Genomic DNA, 15,935 nt, shown 5'->3' on the forward strand with positions numbered 1-15,935 from the left:
AGACAATGAAGAAATACAACGGGTTGCTCGATAGTACGGATTTGAAATTTTATCAGGCAAAAGAAAGAACTCCGGTGATCGGAACTTATCGCGGTTACCAAATTGTTTCCAGCGCTCCACCTTCCGGCGGAGGCACGTTTTTAATTGAACTTTTGAACATCATGGAAGGCTACGATGTGGCAAAAATTGGGCACAATTCTGCTCAATATTTGCACGTTTTGAGTGAAGCAATGAAAATGATTTTCGCTGACAAAGCTCTCAACTCAGCCGATCCGGATTTCTACCGTGTGCCCGTGGACACTTTTGTCGACAAACAGTACGCGCGACGTCTGCGGAAACGAATTTTGCCGACAAAAGCACGCTTCGATTATCAGCCGCGCGAACTCGCATTACGCGAATCCAACAGCACGAGCCATTTTTCTGTCGTGGATGAGCAGGGAAATCTTGTTGCTCTGACGCAAAGCATCAATCACTGGTTCGGCAGCGGCATGGTCGTCGAAGGCACCGGGATTCTGCTAAATGATCATTTGCACGATTTTTCTGAAAAGCCCGACAGCCCCAACGCCATCGAACCGCACAAACGACCGACCAGTAGCATCGCGCCGACAATTGTGTTGAAAGACGGAAAACCATTCATGGCGCTTGGCACTCCTGGCGGCACGCGAATTATTTCCGCGCTGGCGCAAATCATCATGAACGTTATCGATTTCGGCATGTCCCTGGATGACGCTATCGAAGCGCCGCGGATTCATTGTTTGAAAAAAATTGTTCACGTCGAGGGGCGAATTGATGAAAAAGTGATTCGGCAGTTGAAAAAAATGGGACATCCCGTAAAAGTTCACGCTGATTTTGACAACTATTTCGGCGGTGCCCAGGGTATTTTGCTTGATCTGAACACCGGCACTTTGCACGGCGGAGCCGATTCCCGGCGGGACGGTGTCGCGATTGGCTACTAATTTTTGGAGGAAAAATGAAAACAAAAACATTGCTGGTGAGTTTAGTTCTTCTATTTTCATTTTTATTCATTCAATGCGGACAGAAAAAGACGAACCAACAACTGGTGCAGGAAATGTTTGACAAAAAGCAAGACATAACAATTTTGGTGACGGATTCCGGACTTGGCGGTCTCTCGGTTGCCGCTGATGTCGCAACTCGATTGCAAGAAAGCGGCGTGTTTCGCTCCGCAAAAATCGTATTTTTCAATGCGCTTTTTCACAACAAAAGCGGCTACAACAGTCTGGACTCCGAAGCGGAGAAAGTGAGAATTTTCAATATCGCGCTCAATGCGATGAAGAAAAAATACCAGCCGGATTTGCTGCTCATTGCTTGCAACACGTTGTCGGTGCTGTACGACAAGACGGATTTTTCCAAAAAAGTCGATTTCCCGGTGATCGGCATCGTCCGAACCGGCGTGGATTTAATCGACGATTATTTTAAAATTCATCCTGATTATTCAGTGCTCATTTTTGCCACAAAAACTACGATTGGCGCGGAAAGTCACAAAAAAATGCTCATTGAACGCGGTTATGCGCCGGGAAAGATCATCGGGCAGGCATGTCATCGTTTGGCTGGAGCCATTGAGCGCGGCACGGACAGCGAGGAAACAAAAGGCTATGTTTTCAACTATGTCAATGAGGCGCTACAGAAAATAAAACCGAATACGCCGATTTTTGCCAGCCTGAATTGCACGCATTACGGTTACGCGATTGATGTCTTCAAGGCGGCGTTTGACAGCGCGGGTTATGAGAATGTGGACATAATCGATCCCAATCCGCGCATGGCAGATTTCCTATTTCAGGAGCCCTATTTGCACCGCTTCGACAAAACCAAGGTGTCGGTGGAAGTTGTTTCGCGGGTGAAAATTTCCCAGAAGAAGAAAAATTCTCTGGATGGCTTGTTGCGCGCTGTATCGCCGATGACGGCAGACGCATTGCAGAATTACCAGTTTGATCTGAATTTATTCGACCCGAAGTTTGAATTGCCGAAGAAATAAAAGGAAATTCAGTCAATTACAGGAGTGAGACTGCTTTCAATTTAATGAAGCAAGTCTCACTCCTGATTTTTGACTATTTGTTGTTTTTTGACCTTTTACTTCATGAGGATCATTTTTTTTACATCGCTGAACGGCGCCGTTTTCCCATTGGCTTCGTTAATTTGCATGCGATAGAAGTAAACTCCGGACGCGACTTTCTCTCCGAAATTGTTTCTCCCATCCCATTCGATATGATGATATCCGGGCTGCGTTTTCTCATTTACCAAAACCCTGACTTCTTTGCCGCTCACGTCGAAAACAGAAATTTTGACATTTGCCTGGCGAGACAAATTGAAAGAAATCATGGTAGAGGGATTGAACGGATTGGGATAATTTTGTTTGAGCCCATATTTTTGTGGTAATGTCGGATTGAGAGACACGGTTTCATTCTCAATCGTGACGGCGATGCGCCCTTCATTCATGATGAGATTCGCTAAATTGAGATTTGTTGCTATTTCGCCATTGTCAACTTTTGCTGCGAACTTAAAATAAACGAGCTCGTTTTCGTCTTTTACGGGATGAGCACCGGCGAGAGCAAAATCGATATTGCCGTTGTTTACTTGGTGAGTGATGGCAAAATCTTTCACTCCGTTCGCCGGAAAAAACTCTTTCAATTGCAGGACGCGGTCATCGAATTGCAATTTTCCCTGAGCCGAAAACATATTTCCGTTAACGCGAACTTTAATCGGAAGCAGAAATTCTTTTGGCGAAAGAAAAGCCACCTCTCCAAAGGCAACTTGCGCTTCTCCCGAAACAGCTTTTGCCAATTTCGCCGCGCTCCAGTTTCCTGAAACGTCGCCGTAAACAATTCCGGTAAAATCCTGATTCGTTTGATTTGAATTCAACGGAGAATATTGGATGTTATTAGGTGCGCTTGACCAATTTGAAGAATTTATTGCAAAACTATTGGGAACGAATTTCCAATCTGCACCTACGGGAAACGAAGTGATCAGTCCGACGGTGTATTGCAAGACATAAGAAGCGTCAAATGCGGAGACACTACCGTTTCCGGAAACATCTGCTGCAATCATTTGATAAGGCGACAGAGTTTCAAGTCCGACAGAATATCGTAAAATCTTTGAGGCATCGAAAGCGCTAACGGAGGTTTTCAAATCTCCGCTTTTTGAAGGAGTTAACGTTTTGTCGCCGCCGGCAACTGCCGAGAAGGAAAATGTCCCATCCGAAGCCGTTGTCGTTGAACTACCGTCTATTGTCACGGTCGCATTATTTACCGGCGCTGCGCTTTGATGGTACAAAATTGTCCCGGAGACATCGTAGCCGCCGCTAACCGTAAACAGTCCGTCCAGCGTCGCGACGCTTGGCGTTCCCTCGTTTAGTAATGCGCTCAAAAAATGAAAATTGGTCGTTGAGCCTATTGAAGCTGCCGGATTTACCGTATATTCAATATAAACAAGCGTGCCGCTCCCTGACAATGGAGAAACATCGGCTGCGGAGATCAGTATTTGCCCGCCATTAATCGAAAAAATCGGGCTTCCCCAGGTTTCCATCATTGTGCCTGTTTTGTTAATGTTCGTCGGCGTCAGGACCGATGTCGCTGTCTCGATCGTGAAAGAAATGGCAAGGACATTTTTGCCGGTGACGTCGGTGATAGAAACAGGAACGTCGATTGTGCTTCCGGGAGAACCGGTAAAATTGGGCGCGCTAATCGTCACATCGGCAGTCGGTAACTTGCTGATCGAAACGACTATCGTGGCATTGCCGCCGTTCGATGCCACAGAAAGAGAACCGGTGTCGCTGCTCCCTGTTAACAAAGAACGATCGACGGTAACGGTGACTGTCGCATTTCCTGTGCCGCTATTGGGGATAATTGACGTCAACCAGGCTTTATCGGGAGTTTCCGTCACGGTCCAGGTAAGGCTTCCTGTGCCTGTGTTGGAAATGTCGAAAGTTAAAGAAGTCGCGGACGTCCCAAAATCCAACGTAGTCGTACTGACGTGGAGCACCGGAGTTGTGGTTGGCGCCGGATCGCCGTACAAAAACCCGGATGCTTCCACATAATTTGTGCTGGCCGATTGTCCGATTCCTCCCGGTTGCCCGATGGCGTCGACAAGGGAATAGTTGGTGGATTGAGAGGGGGCTCCTCCGACGTCAACCACATCGGCGAACATAAAATAATTTATGATGAATTTGACTTGCGCCAGACCGAAGTGCAAAAACAAAAATATCACTGCCGCCAGCACAATAATCAATATCCATCTTTTGTTTTTGATCATTTTACTCTCCTTAAAATTAAGTTGATCGAAGAAAACGAAAAGTGTGAAATCAATTATTGCGCTGCGAACCGCTTTCAGAGCGCTGTTCAGCTTTCAAATCAGGAGCTGGCGGCTCCTGATGTTGCATTTCTTTCATTATCCGTTGAGTTTCTTCATAATCAATACCCATTGATTCGGGCATATTACGTTCTTTGGGATACAAATATTTGCCTCTGTCTTTCGCTGGTTTGTCTTCTTCGACAATAATACGATGGGCCTCGGCAAAAGCATCGTGCCGAATGCCGGTGACCTGCCAGGAAATTTTCATTCCGGATCTGCCTCCGGCAATTTTGAAACGATTGTTGTTAATTTCATCGGAAATATAAACTTGCGCGAAACCGCCGATGCACGTCAACTGATAGCGAAAGTCTCTATTGAGCGCTCCAAACCAATCGGGGAGAACCACTTCGGCTTCGCCGTTTCGGTCTAACACGGCGACTCCGTCATAGATGTTTTTCATGTCCGGCGATTCAACAAAGGAATGGCGAAGATATTTATTCTCCGGATCCAACGGATGGTCGATTTCGAAAGCGCCGCCGCCTTTCGTGAGCGTGCCGGATACTGAGACATTTCCCTGGAAATAGCCTGCCTTATTAGGACCGGATGCCCAGATGCCATAATAATTCGAGGCGTGGGCATATATTCCGGATTTGCCCCAAAAGGCGCCAGCATAGTAATTTGCGTTATAGCCATAAACACCATAGCTATTTGACTTGGTGCTTTTGCCGTAAACTCCAACACCATCAGAAGATTTACCATAAATTCCATAAGTGCCATACCCTAAATAGCCGTAATTAGTGCCATGAACACCGTAAACAGCGTAGTTAGCGCCGCCGCTATAGGCGACAACCGAGCCTGAAGCTACGATATCATCGTCCGCGAGGACGTCGTCGGTGGCAACAATATCTCCGTTGGTATGCACTGAGGCCGGACTTCCTGTGATAATCGAACCTGCGCCTGCGTAAAGATCATTTTTGGCATAAATGTCGCCGTTACCCACATAGGCCGGGGCAGAATTACCTGTTTTAATATGACCGTTTTGGGATGTGATATTACCGACTGACCAGACGTAGCCGTTGGTTGTCAGATCATCACCAACGAGCATATCGCCGCTTGTTTCAACCTGACCGCTGTTATCGACTTTCACGCCTTCGCTGTTGCCGTCGTTCGAGAGCCAGTGTCCGTTAAGCCGGATGTTTTGGGTAGCTTTATGATTTCCTAAATTGTCGCCGCCGCCGGTTGAAGCAATGGTTATTTTGTGCTGTGAATTATTGGGCGTGATGGTGATATTAGATCCTGCTACCAAATCAATATTCCCATCGGCTGCAGCAGCCACGTTGTCAACTTTTTGTACAAAATCAGAAACGGTTTTGCCTTCCAATTGTTGCGAATTATTTGATTGGAAACTGTAGCTCACGCTGTTCAGCGCTTTCCGGGGCGTCATCTCCGGATCTGTGCCAATTTTTATCCCCAGATATCTGGTATTGCCGTCGAAAACCGTGTAAGGAATCTCTTTGGGGTTGCCCCATTTATCCGGATTTCCCAGAACGACATTAAAGCGACCATTGACGACGCTGACGTCATACGTTGCCTGCCATAAGAAAGTAGTCGTTGTCGGAGAATCATAGATAGTAAAGATGACTTCCAGCGGCGTCGTTGTCGTGACTGGCGTTCCGGCTGAATCTGTGAGATAGCCCTGATAGTTTATTTTTTGTGGAATTGTCGCAAATAAAAGAAACGAGAGGGATGAAAAAATTGCGAGAAAAATAAGTGCTTTTTTTGACATTTTACTTCTCCTTTGTTGTTGGTAAATTTGATTAATAAGTACAAGGCTTTTGTTTTTGGCTCTCCTTTTTTTTTAATTATCAAGACATTTTCAAATATGATCGAATAGAATGATTAGGGAAGTTGTTACTTTGAATCTTGTTTCCGGACTAAAGACTGAAATGCGGAAGATTGAATTTAATAAGCCTGGTATTTTCAAAATAATCACTATTAAGCACATTGATCGTTTTTTCTGAATTTAGATACGAAATCATTTGAATAATAGTGAATAGCCCCGTTGACAGAACTCGGGTATTCATCAGATGAATTTCGCATTCGAGCCTGGTAAAAAAACTATATTTTAAAATATAGCTAATATGTATTATACAAGATTGGATTTACAAAGTCAAGCAAAAAATAAAAAAGCTTTTTTATAATTTTTCATTGAATATTTTGTTCATGGCTGTAATGAATTTTTCGAAAAATGAGGACGCTGGAAAAGCTATTTTGATTCATTCGGAAAAAAGAAAACACAAATGACGCTTAAAGTTAGTCCCTGAATTCGCGAAATAACTCACTGATGTTAATTGCCATTATCGCGTGCAATGATGTTGAAAGAATTCAATTTTAATACTTTTGGGTTAACGAAAAATAAATTGTGAAGATGGGGCGCCTTAGCGCAGTACCGGAATTTTTGTTAATGATAAGTTCAGCATTGCGTTAAATAACGATGTTCACGATTTGGGCTCGGCGATATTATTTGAATTAGCGAAATGCAAGTAGAGTTTGGTTCAGAAGAAATCTTTGCTGCGATTTGTTTTATGATCCATAATAATTATTTTATGCGTTCTTTTGAAAATTGTTCCACAGCTTTGTCCATGAATTTAGCTATTTGGTCAGGAATCTGTTCCCAATTTTTCGTCTGAATCCCGCCGACTTCGATGAAATCAGCTCTACCGCCGCCTTTCCCGTTGACGATTTCGTTTATTTTTGGCGCCAGTGCTGCCAGGTTAATTTCAAAGTCTTTGCTCCTGGCAATGATGAGATTGCCGCGTTCGTTTTTCAGACCGAAAATGACAATCAGATGGCCCCGATTGATGATTTGCCGCGCCAAGTCTCTGATTTCCGCAAGCTCTCTGTTTTCAAAAATTCTTGTCAGAAAGATGGAATCGCTGATATGGGCTTCTGCGATTAGATCGTCAGCTTCCTTTGAAATTAACAATGCGCGATACTTTTTCTTAATTTTCAGAAACTCTTTTTGCTCGGCCTGCAATTTTTCAAATTTGTTGATTATTTTATCTTCCGCCTCTGTCAGTTTTGCTGAAAGCTGTTTCAAAATTTTCCATTTTCTCTGATAATCCGACAACGCGCGTTTTCCGGCGACAAAAGTCAGTCGCACATTGCCACGGATTTTTTCCTGACTCAGAATTTTAATCACGCTGACTTGGCCTGTGTAATTGACATGCGTACCGCCGCAGGGATCAACGTCAAAATTTTCGATTTCTACCAAACGAATTTGTTCCCCTTTGGTAGGCAAGGCGCGCAATGAAAAATGATCCAATTCATTTTCTTGGACAAAAAAATGACGTACGGCGCGGTTTTCGAAACAGATTTGATTTGCCAGCATTTCCACTTGTTCAATTTCCCGGTCGGAGATTTGCGCGGTTTCCACGTCGATGGTGGAAAATTCTTCGCCCAGATGCGAGGAAAGGGTATTTTTGCCCGTAACACGCAGAAAACTCTGCGCCAAAATATGAAATGCGGTGTGCTGCTGCATGAAATCGAAGCGGCGCTCCCAGTTTATCTGACAGGTAGCTTTGTCGCCGGAAATCGGTTCGGGCAAAATGTGCACAATTTCCGCGTCTGTCTCAATGACATCAACCACCGGAATGCCATTTGCAGTGCCTGAGTCGTGCATCTGTCCGCCGGAAGTGGGGTAGAAGGCCGTCTGATCCAGAATCAGGGCAAAGTGATCTTCGAAAGGCGCAATTGACACAATTTTCGCTTCAAATTGTTTCAAATCCGGTCGCACTAAATAGAGCTTTTTCGTTTCCATGTCAGAGTTGATCTCCACAATTAACAAAAAGCGAGTCCGCAAACTCGCTTTTTGAAATAATATTTTATTGCATTTTAAAAAGGCTATTTTCCCTTTTTGTCCATCGACGTAATGAACGAACTGAACAGTTCGATGGGTAGCGGGAAAATCGTTGTGGAATTATTTTCCGAAGCGATTTCCGTTAACGTTTGCAGGAAGCGCAGTTGCATGGACATCGGTTCTGTAGCAATGACGCCTGCGGCATCGGCGAGCTTCTGAGAAGCCTGAAATTCGCCTTCGGCGTGGATGATTTTTGCGCGTCGTTCGCGTTCCGCTTCCGCCTGTTTCGCCATAGCTCGTTGCATTTCTTGCGGTAGATCAACATGTTTCACTTCGACCAAAGACACTTTGATGCCCCAGGGATCGGTTTGGTGATCGATGATTTCCTGCAAATCACGATTGATTTTTTCCCGCTCGGATAATAGCTCATCTAACTCCGCCTGTCCCAAAATACTGCGCAAAGTAGTCTGCGCTAATTGCGAAGTTGCAAAGAGATAATCTTCTACTTCAACGATCGCTTTTGCCGGATCAATGACGCGAAAGTAAAGCACGGCGTTCACTTTTACGGAAACGTTGTCTTTGGTGATGACATCCTGCGGCGGTACGTCCATGGCAATGGTGCGCAGACCGACTTTGACGACCTTGTCGACAATTGGGATAATGAGTACTAATCCGGGACCTTTTGTGCCGACTAATCGTCCTAGCCGAAAAACGACGCCGCGTTCGTATTCTTTAAAAATACGAATGGAGCTCATGATTAAAAACAGCAAAATGATAATTATGGCAATAATTCCTTGCATGGGAACCTCCTGTCAAATTAGTTATATTTTTTGACAATTAACTGTAGTCTGTCCACTTTTTTCACAATCACTTTTTCATTTTTTTTGATTTTTTCATCGCTCACGGCATTCCAATATTCGCCGTGAATTCGCACTCGTCCTTCCGGCATGATGGGCGTCACGGCGACGCCAACCTCGCCGATTATTCCTTCTTTTCCCGTAGTCACTTGTCTCCTGTAAGTGCGTACGGCCATCAAAATCGCAAAAATGAAAAAAGCGGATACGATGGCTGTCACAGAGAGAATTAGTGAAATCGGCAGATGTGCGGAGATGGAAGGCGTGCTTCGAAACAACATGAGTGAGCCTAATAGCATGGATATAATCCCTCCGATTGTCAAAATTCCGTAACTTGCAATTTTGAGTTCGAGAACAAAGAGAATGGTAGCGAAAAGAATGAGCAAAATTCCCGCCACGTTTATTGGCAACTGCTGCATGGCAAAAAACGCCAAAATAAGGGAAATTCCGCCGAACACGCCGGGCACAATAGCGCCGGGGTTGGAAAATTCAAAATACATGCCCAGCAGTCCCAGCATCAACAAAATGTAGGCGATGGACGGATTGGAAATCAGATCCAAAATTTTAAAACGCAAATTGGGACGGTACTCGTTGATCGTGGCATCTTTTGTGTGCAAAATTACTGTGCCTGAGTCCAACTGTGCTTTTTTACCATCTAATTTTTCCAGCAAATCGTTCATGTCTTTTGCGATAAAGTCAACCACATTTAATTTCACCGCTTCTTTTTCCGTGATGGATTCGCTTTCTCTGACTGCTTTTTCGAGCCAATCTGCATTGCGACCACGCTTTTCAGCGACGGAACGATTGTAAGTCGCCCACCAGTTTGTCGCTTTTTTCACGCCAACATCGCTGGAGTCGGTTTTACCCGCGCCAACAGGATGCGCGGCGCCAATGTTTGTCCCAGGAGCCATGACGGCAAAATTCGCGGCGATGGTGATGGACGTCCCGGCGGACACTGCGCCTGCTCCTGATGGGTAAACAAAAACGACGACTGGTATCTTTGCGGCTAATTCTTTTTTCACAATATCCTGCGTCGCTGTAATGAGGCCGCCTGGCGTATCCAACTGAATAACAATGCACTGGGATCGATTTTCTTCAGCCTTTTCGATGGAATTGATGATGTATTCGGCGGAAATTGGATTCACTGTCCCGCCCTTGATGCGAATCAAATCCACTCGTGGGCGCTGATCTCCGAACAAAGAGGCCATGTAAATGAAAATTGTCAAAAATGAAAGCCCAATAACTTTTTTTAAAAATTTAAGCATGATATCCTGCCACGTTAGTTGGTCTGAAATTTTGTCCCCGTGAATTTTCTTACCTTAATATATTCAGATATATTGGAATACGCAAGCATTTTTTTTAGTTTTTAAATATTCAATGAAATGTTTGGGTTATTTTTGCTGACTTTAGGAGTTTCATTTCAAAAAAAATTAAATTTGAATACTCGCGAAATGGAAAAATGCAACTTTCCCAGGCTAATTTCACCGAATGAGCCCATATTTTTTACAAATTTCAATCACTTTATCCAGCGGCAGCGCTTTAATTTTGTGATTTTGATAGCCCGACATGTCCGTCGCCATGAACAAAGAATTGTAAATCGCTTCCTGAGTGGCTTCCACAGCCGCCAGAAATAGGGGAGACATGGAATTGTTGGAAATTTCCGGAATGAGCTTCTCGGAGTTATTTTCGTCAGCGCGAATGCGGCACATCGGGTTTGTTGAAAAAGCAATCACGTAATCGCCGCTGCCGTTGGAGCAAAATCCGCCGCTACGAGCCAGTCCCAAAATAGTGCGCTTCGCCAGCCGTTTGAGATTTCTGTGCGACAATGGCGCATCTGTCGCCAGCACAATCATGCACGATCCGCCGTTCTGCAAATCAGATTTGAAATAGTATTTTCCCAATTCCTGTCCGACCGGCGCGCCGTTGATGGAAAGCACGCCGCCGAAGTTCGTCTGCACTAAGACGCCGACGGTGTAGCCGCCGCGTTTTTCCGGCAATTTTCGGGATGAGGTTCCAATACCGCCTTTGAAGCCGAAACAAATTGTCCCTGTGCCAGCGCCAACTGAGCCTTCAGCAACTTTGCCGGATTTTGCTGATTGAATCGCCTGAAAAACATGCTCCGGGCCCACTACTCTTTTTTGAATATTGTTGAGAAATCCGTCGTTCGTTTCGCCGACAACCGGATTGATGGAGCGGATATTTTCATTTCCCGGCAGAGTCAGCATGTAATCAATAATGGCGTCGGCGACACGAAAAACATTGAGGGTGTTGGTCAACGCGATCGGGGTTTCGATGTAGCCCAATTCTTCCACCTGAGTGACGCCCACGAGTTTGCCGAATCCGTTGCCGACGTAAATCGCCGCCGGGACTTTTTCCTGAAAAAGATTTCCGGAATGGGGAAGAATGACAGTCACGCCGGTGCGAATGTCATTGCCGGAAATGACTGTGCTCTGTCCGACTTTAACTCCTTTGACGTCGGTGATTCCATTATTTTCCCCGGGGGGAAGAATACCAACTTTGATTTGATAATCGCGAATTCTTTTTTGAGAGAATCCAGACGCTGTTAGACATGCAAAAATGAAAAGAAAGAGAAAAAGCTTTTTGAAATAAAAAATAGTCTGCATTCGTGATCTCGACAAGATTTTACTAGTCCCAGTATTTTTTAAGGCTTACGCCATGAAATTTTCTTACTAATTAAATTTTAACAAAAATAAATTTTCGAAAATTTTCCTTGACTTTTATCATTTAATTTTGTTAATTAATTACAGATAAGCCCTGCAATTTGAGGATGGGCAAATTATAAAGATCCAACACCTTATAACCTGGGAACTTGGCTCTGGGCGTGTATTACAGGCCTCACTCGCTTGCGCGGGATAGTGGAAGTAAAAAGCGTTCAGGCGGGTACCCACCGTGTCGGTCACGGGTTCTTTATAAATCCATCACATAATTGCAGGGTTCTTTTTTATTTTGAATCCGTTAATGCTTGTTGCGCGTTCGGGTAAATAGAAAACAAAGTGTCCAGTCTCATCCTGCTGAAAATTTCCTGCATCAGCGTCTGTAAATTCGCCAGCTTGACCTGTCCGCCTCGCTTGTTCAGTGAGTCTCTCGCCATAATGAGCACGCCAAGCCCCGAGCTATTCATGACCGATACATTTTTCAGATCGAAAACGATTTCATTCACATCCCTTGTTAGCAAAGTTTGTACCTCTTCGCGAAACACAGAGGTGATTCCCAGATAAACTCGCTTTTCCAAAACAGTAACCAGCAGTTTGTCCTGATATTCTTCCACTTCAACAGTCTTGAACTCCATTCAAATCCTCCAGATATTGTCAATTTTGAATTATTTTCTGGCTTCTGAATTCGCTGTCGCGACAAAAGCCGTAGCAAAGAGCTGCCCGTTAGGCGCCTTTTTGTTGCGAATCGAGAACAAAATGTTCACACACAAACTCAGAAGCAACTTTTCGATTAGTCAAGCGGCAGCGATAATAAACTAAGTCGTTGTTGCCTTTTTTCAGATTGAAGAAAGGCACGCGATATTTGCACGTCGCGCAAGTTCTGGTTACGGTGTATTTTCTCTTCTGTTTCGTTTTGCGAACATATCCTTGCAATTCAAATAAAATTTTAAACAAACGCCTGCTAATTGCATTCAGTCGCTTGGCGATAATTATTTGCAGCACGATAGATGCGCCCAAAAACACAGTGAGGATCAGGAAAAATAAATCAAGGCTTTTTTCGGACATGCTTTTTCCCTTTAAAATGAATTTGCAAAATTAATTTGCCGATCCAGGCTGCGATATTGAATCGCTTCGCTGATGTATTGCGGCTGGATTTCCTGACTATGCTCTAGATCAGCGATTGTGCGCGCAACTTTCAAAATGCGATCGTAGGCACGTGCAGATAAGCCAATTTTGGTAATTGCCATTTTCATGAGTTCCTGACATTTATCGTCAATTTTACAAAATTTTCGGATGTCGCGCGATTCCATTCGCGCGTTGCAGTAGATGTTCGCCTTATTGGCGAAACGGCGAAGCTGGATTTCACGCGCTTGCTCAACTCTGTCCCGAATGTTCGAAGACGGCTCTCCGGACTGGTCGCTGGAGAGTTCGGAATATTTCACTGCCGGAACTTCCACGTGAATGTCGATTCTGTCTAACAGTGGTCCCGAAATACGAGACAGGTATTTTTGAATTTGCGGCGGCGTACACGAACATTCGTGATTCGGATCCGTAGCGTAACCGCAGGGACATGGATTCATTGCCGCGGCTAACATAAATTGTGCCGGATAGGTCAGAGAAATCGCCGCGCGAGAAATTGTCACTCTTCCGTCTTCTAACGGCTGGCGCATCACTTCCAGCACGTTTTTTTTGAATTCGGGCAATTCGTCCAGAAAAAGTACGCCGTGATGAGCCAGACTTACTTCACCGGGTCTGGGAATATGACCGCCGCCGATGAGTCCCGCATCAGAAATTGTGTGGTGCGGCGAACGAAAGGGTCTGATGGCAATCAACGGACTGTTTGCCGGAAGCAAGCCGGCGACTGAGTGGATTTTTGTTGTTTCCAGGGCTTCTTCGAGAGTCAAATCCGGCAAAATTGTCGGCAGCCTTTTCGCCAGCATGGTTTTTCCTGATCCCGGCGGCCCAATCATCAGAATATTGTGCCCGCCGGCCGCAGCAACTTCCAGCGCTCTTTTTACGTGCTGCTGTCCTTTCACGTCCTGAAAATCGACGTGGTAGTTTCTGCTCCGGGAAAAGATTTCCGCAAGCGACACCTGAAAAGGCGAAATTTCCATCATTCCGTTCAAAAAATTCACCGCCGATTTCAAATCGTCCACTGGAATAACGTCAATATTTTGCGCCATGGCGGCTTCGCTGGCATTGGACTTTGGCAGAATAATTCCCTTCAATTTTTGTTTACTAATTTCAATAGCAATGGGAAGCGCGCCGTGAATGGGCCGCAAACTTCCGTCCAGAGAGAGCTCCCCGAGAATAATGAAATTTTCCAGCAGGGGACTGGAAACCACACCGGACGCCGCAAGAATGCCGATCGCAATGGGTAAATCGAACGCCGAACCTTCTTTTTTGATGTCTGCCGGCGCAAGATTTATGGTAATGCGTTTTCGCGGAAAGGGATAGCCTGAATTTTTTATTGCTGCTGTCACACGCTCTCTTGACTCGCGAACAGCGCTGTCCGGCAAACCCACTGTGGAAAAAGCTGGTAATTGCGATTCAAGATTAGATTCAACTTCCACAGGAAAAGCATCGATTCCCAATACAGCCGCACTGATTACCTTGGCAAGCATAGTACCTCACTTTACGTAGCTTCACATCAGTTGTTTCCAAAAAGAGAACAGAAAATACCAGAAGTTGCAACATTTGAAATCGCTCAAATTATCTCCAGAAAATCTCTGCCCGGCAATTGCGGAAATTTTCTGTGCGGTTCTCTCTGATACCAAAAACCGACAGAGGCGATGTCGTCCTGCCGCGGCAAAAAACGCGCGGGCTCTTTGCCCATAGCGGTTCGCCAGCCTAAATCCTGAATGGTCACGCGCAACTCTTTTTCGAATCGAACCGGATCCATGATGTGCCAGCGGTAAAGTCCGAAACGCTGATTTGCTTCAGTGAAGCCATCAGGACGAATGACTTGCGGCATGCCGGAGTAAGCCGTGCTGTACTCGCCGTAATTATTTTTGGGAAAATTAAAACCCCAGGCGCCGCCGAAATAATCTTCAGTGCCGGTGCCGCAAATTGTCGGGAAATCTTTGTCGCCATCCATGAAAAATTTTATCTCGCCTTCGCCCCACCAGCCGTTTTGATTGACGCCCCAGGCCAGGTAAGAGCCGACATAATGTCCGTGTCCCAGAATTCCATCGACGATGGTGTAAACCTTTTTGTAGGGCAGGGGATTGGCTCGCCGCCACTGGGCGTGAAAATAACCGACATCATCCGGAATTTTTGTCAGTGTGTAATCAATTTGGTAAAAAAAGCCGTCGATTTCCGCGTCGCTCAAATTTTCTACTGTAATGTGCGCTTTTTTTCTAAAGGGCATTTCCCAGTAAGAATTGAAACCGCCGCGCGGATTGACAGTCACTGGCAACGAATTGATCAGGCAGGGCATGCACCAGCCATTGCAGAAAAAGTCGCCGATGGGAACTTCCACCGAAGGATTAGGCTCATCGTCCCAGTAGAAACGAAGAATCAATCTGCGCCATTCTTTCTCGTTCACCGTCATCCAGATGTGTTGAATAGCGCCGGGTCCATGAATTTCCGCTAATGTAAATGTCTGGTGCGATTTCAACGTGACGCACGGCGAAATTTTCCATCCCTGACCCAAATCGCGGGCAAAAACTTCTGTAGCGCCGTTCGTTGCCATGCCGCCTTTGCCTTTTTCGCCGGTGAAATTCTCCGCACTGATGGAGCGCGTTTTTGCGTTTGAAAGTCTGGAGAGATTACCAAGATGAAGATGAAGGCCATTAAATTCGGTCATAGTTTCCTCTTGAAATTGGCAAATAAGATTGATGGCAAATTAGAAGATTACAATATAATAATAATTTTACGATTTCGCAATAAATAAATAATAAATAAATGAAAAAAAAGTCAAATAATTTTACGTTTCACTCCTTGCATTTCGCCTTTCGCGACTTGACATTCGCATAAAAACACTGTATGAAACGCAATAGCAATTGCGAAATCAAATATTTCGTTGTCTTTATTAGGTGAGCGATTTTTCCGTCATTGAGCAGAATATCCACGGAAGCATCGCAGGGGACAGGTAGTGTCGACAGTGACGCAGCAATATTTTTTCCGGTATGGCGTTTCTCCGCACAAAAAAAAAGCCACCTGATTGGTCAGATGGCTTAAAAACAAAAGTGGAGCTAAGGAGGCTCGAACTCCTGACCTCTTGACTGCCAGTCAAGCGCT

General features: G+C 45.1%; 12 protein-coding genes and 1 other RNA gene. 3 read left to right on the plus strand and 10 right to left on the minus strand.

The features are described from left to right. Both GXO74_12535 and GXO74_12540 read left to right on the plus strand, forming a co-directional pair. Positions 1-956: gamma-glutamyltransferase (locus tag GXO74_12535; protein ID NOZ62494.1), on the plus strand; the 956-nt coding region annotated here is incomplete at its 5' end. Between the two features lie 14 nt (positions 957-970). After that, positions 971-1,993 carry a hypothetical protein gene (locus tag GXO74_12540; GenBank protein NOZ62495.1) on the plus strand — a complete coding sequence of 341 codons (1,023 nt, stop codon included), beginning with the start codon at positions 971-973 and terminating at the stop codon, positions 1,991-1,993. 95 nt (positions 1,994-2,088) lie between these two features. Here the strand turns inward: GXO74_12540 and GXO74_12545 are convergent, their stop codons facing one another. The 6 genes from GXO74_12545 to GXO74_12570 form a co-directional block, all read right to left on the minus strand. Then, entirely contained in the window at positions 2,089-4,266 is a 2,178-nt protein-coding gene (locus tag GXO74_12545) for a T9SS type A sorting domain-containing protein (GenBank protein NOZ62496.1), read from the minus strand. Between the two features lie 49 nt (positions 4,267-4,315). Next, complete coding sequence (locus tag GXO74_12550) at positions 4,316-6,091, minus strand: hypothetical protein (GenBank protein NOZ62497.1); 1,776 nt, start codon at positions 6,089-6,091, stop codon at positions 4,316-4,318. 813 nt (positions 6,092-6,904) lie between these two features. After that, complete coding sequence (locus GXO74_12555; GenBank protein NOZ62498.1) at positions 6,905-8,125, minus strand: hypothetical protein; 1,221 nt, start codon at positions 8,123-8,125, stop codon at positions 6,905-6,907. 83 nt (positions 8,126-8,208) lie between these two features. Then, complete coding sequence (locus tag GXO74_12560; protein NOZ62499.1) at positions 8,209-8,964, minus strand: slipin family protein; 756 nt, start codon at positions 8,962-8,964, stop codon at positions 8,209-8,211. A gap of 17 nt (positions 8,965-8,981) precedes the next feature. Beyond that, entirely contained in the window at positions 8,982-10,283 is a 1,302-nt protein-coding gene (locus tag GXO74_12565) for a nodulation protein NfeD (GenBank protein NOZ62500.1), read from the minus strand. A 216-nt stretch (positions 10,284-10,499) separates the two neighbouring features. Beyond that, a complete protein-coding gene (locus GXO74_12570) occupies positions 10,500-11,642 on the minus strand; it encodes a P1 family peptidase (GenBank protein NOZ62501.1) in 1,143 nt (380 codons plus the stop codon). Positions 11,643-11,787: 145 nt separating this feature from the next. Here GXO74_12570 and ssrS point away from each other — a divergent pair. Next, positions 11,788-11,978: non-coding RNA, 6S RNA (gene ssrS, locus GXO74_12575), on the plus strand. Positions 11,979-11,980: 2 nt separating this feature from the next. On the opposite strand, the gene GXO74_12580 is transcribed toward ssrS, so the two are convergent. The 4 genes from GXO74_12580 to GXO74_12595 all read right to left on the minus strand — a co-directional run bounded on the left by GXO74_12580 (position 11,981) and on the right by GXO74_12595 (position 15,501). After that, the gene (locus GXO74_12580; protein NOZ62502.1) at positions 11,981-12,328 is read right to left on the minus strand and encodes an STAS domain-containing protein; all 348 of its coding nucleotides are present in this window, start codon (positions 12,326-12,328) and stop codon (positions 11,981-11,983) included. Positions 12,329-12,416: 88 nt separating this feature from the next. After that, positions 12,417-12,758, minus strand: a complete 342-nt coding sequence (locus tag GXO74_12585) for a hypothetical protein (protein ID NOZ62503.1) — start codon at positions 12,756-12,758, stop codon at positions 12,417-12,419. A gap of 11 nt (positions 12,759-12,769) precedes the next feature. Beyond that, on the minus strand, positions 12,770-14,317 hold the full coding sequence (locus GXO74_12590; GenBank protein ID NOZ62504.1) for a YifB family Mg chelatase-like AAA ATPase: 1,548 nt from the start codon (positions 14,315-14,317) through the stop codon (positions 12,770-12,772). Between the two features lie 83 nt (positions 14,318-14,400). Next, the gene (locus GXO74_12595; GenBank protein ID NOZ62505.1) at positions 14,401-15,501 is read right to left on the minus strand and encodes a DUF2961 domain-containing protein; all 1,101 of its coding nucleotides are present in this window, start codon (positions 15,499-15,501) and stop codon (positions 14,401-14,403) included. Positions 15,502-15,935 lie beyond the last annotated feature (434 nt).

The sequence above is a fragment of the Calditrichota bacterium genome (assembly GCA_013152715.1).
Taxonomy (GTDB): Bacteria; Zhuqueibacterota; Zhuqueibacteria; order Thermofontimicrobiales; family Thermofontimicrobiaceae; genus 4484-87.

Coding starts and splice junctions, on each gene's coding strand:
- GXO74_12540 (NOZ62495.1), top strand. CDS start 971: ATGAAAACAAAAACATTGCTGGTGAGTTTAGTTCTTCTATTTTCATTT.
- GXO74_12545 (NOZ62496.1), bottom strand. CDS start 4,266: ATGATCAAAAACAAAAGATGGATATTGATTATTGTGCTGGCGGCAGTG.
- GXO74_12550 (NOZ62497.1), bottom strand. CDS start 6,091: ATGTCAAAAAAAGCACTTATTTTTCTCGCAATTTTTTCATCCCTCTCG.
- GXO74_12555 (NOZ62498.1), bottom strand. CDS start 8,125: ATGGAAACGAAAAAGCTCTATTTAGTGCGACCGGATTTGAAACAATTT.
- GXO74_12560 (NOZ62499.1), bottom strand. CDS start 8,964: ATGCAAGGAATTATTGCCATAATTATCATTTTGCTGTTTTTAATCATG.
- GXO74_12565 (NOZ62500.1), bottom strand. CDS start 10,283: ATGCTTAAATTTTTAAAAAAAGTTATTGGGCTTTCATTTTTGACAATT.
- GXO74_12570 (NOZ62501.1), bottom strand. CDS start 11,642: ATGCAGACTATTTTTTATTTCAAAAAGCTTTTTCTCTTTCTTTTCATT.
- GXO74_12580 (NOZ62502.1), bottom strand. CDS start 12,328: ATGGAGTTCAAGACTGTTGAAGTGGAAGAATATCAGGACAAACTGCTG.
- GXO74_12585 (NOZ62503.1), bottom strand. CDS start 12,758: ATGTCCGAAAAAAGCCTTGATTTATTTTTCCTGATCCTCACTGTGTTT.
- GXO74_12590 (NOZ62504.1), bottom strand. CDS start 14,317: ATGCTTGCCAAGGTAATCAGTGCGGCTGTATTGGGAATCGATGCTTTT.
- GXO74_12595 (NOZ62505.1), bottom strand. CDS start 15,501: ATGACCGAATTTAATGGCCTTCATCTTCATCTTGGTAATCTCTCCAGA.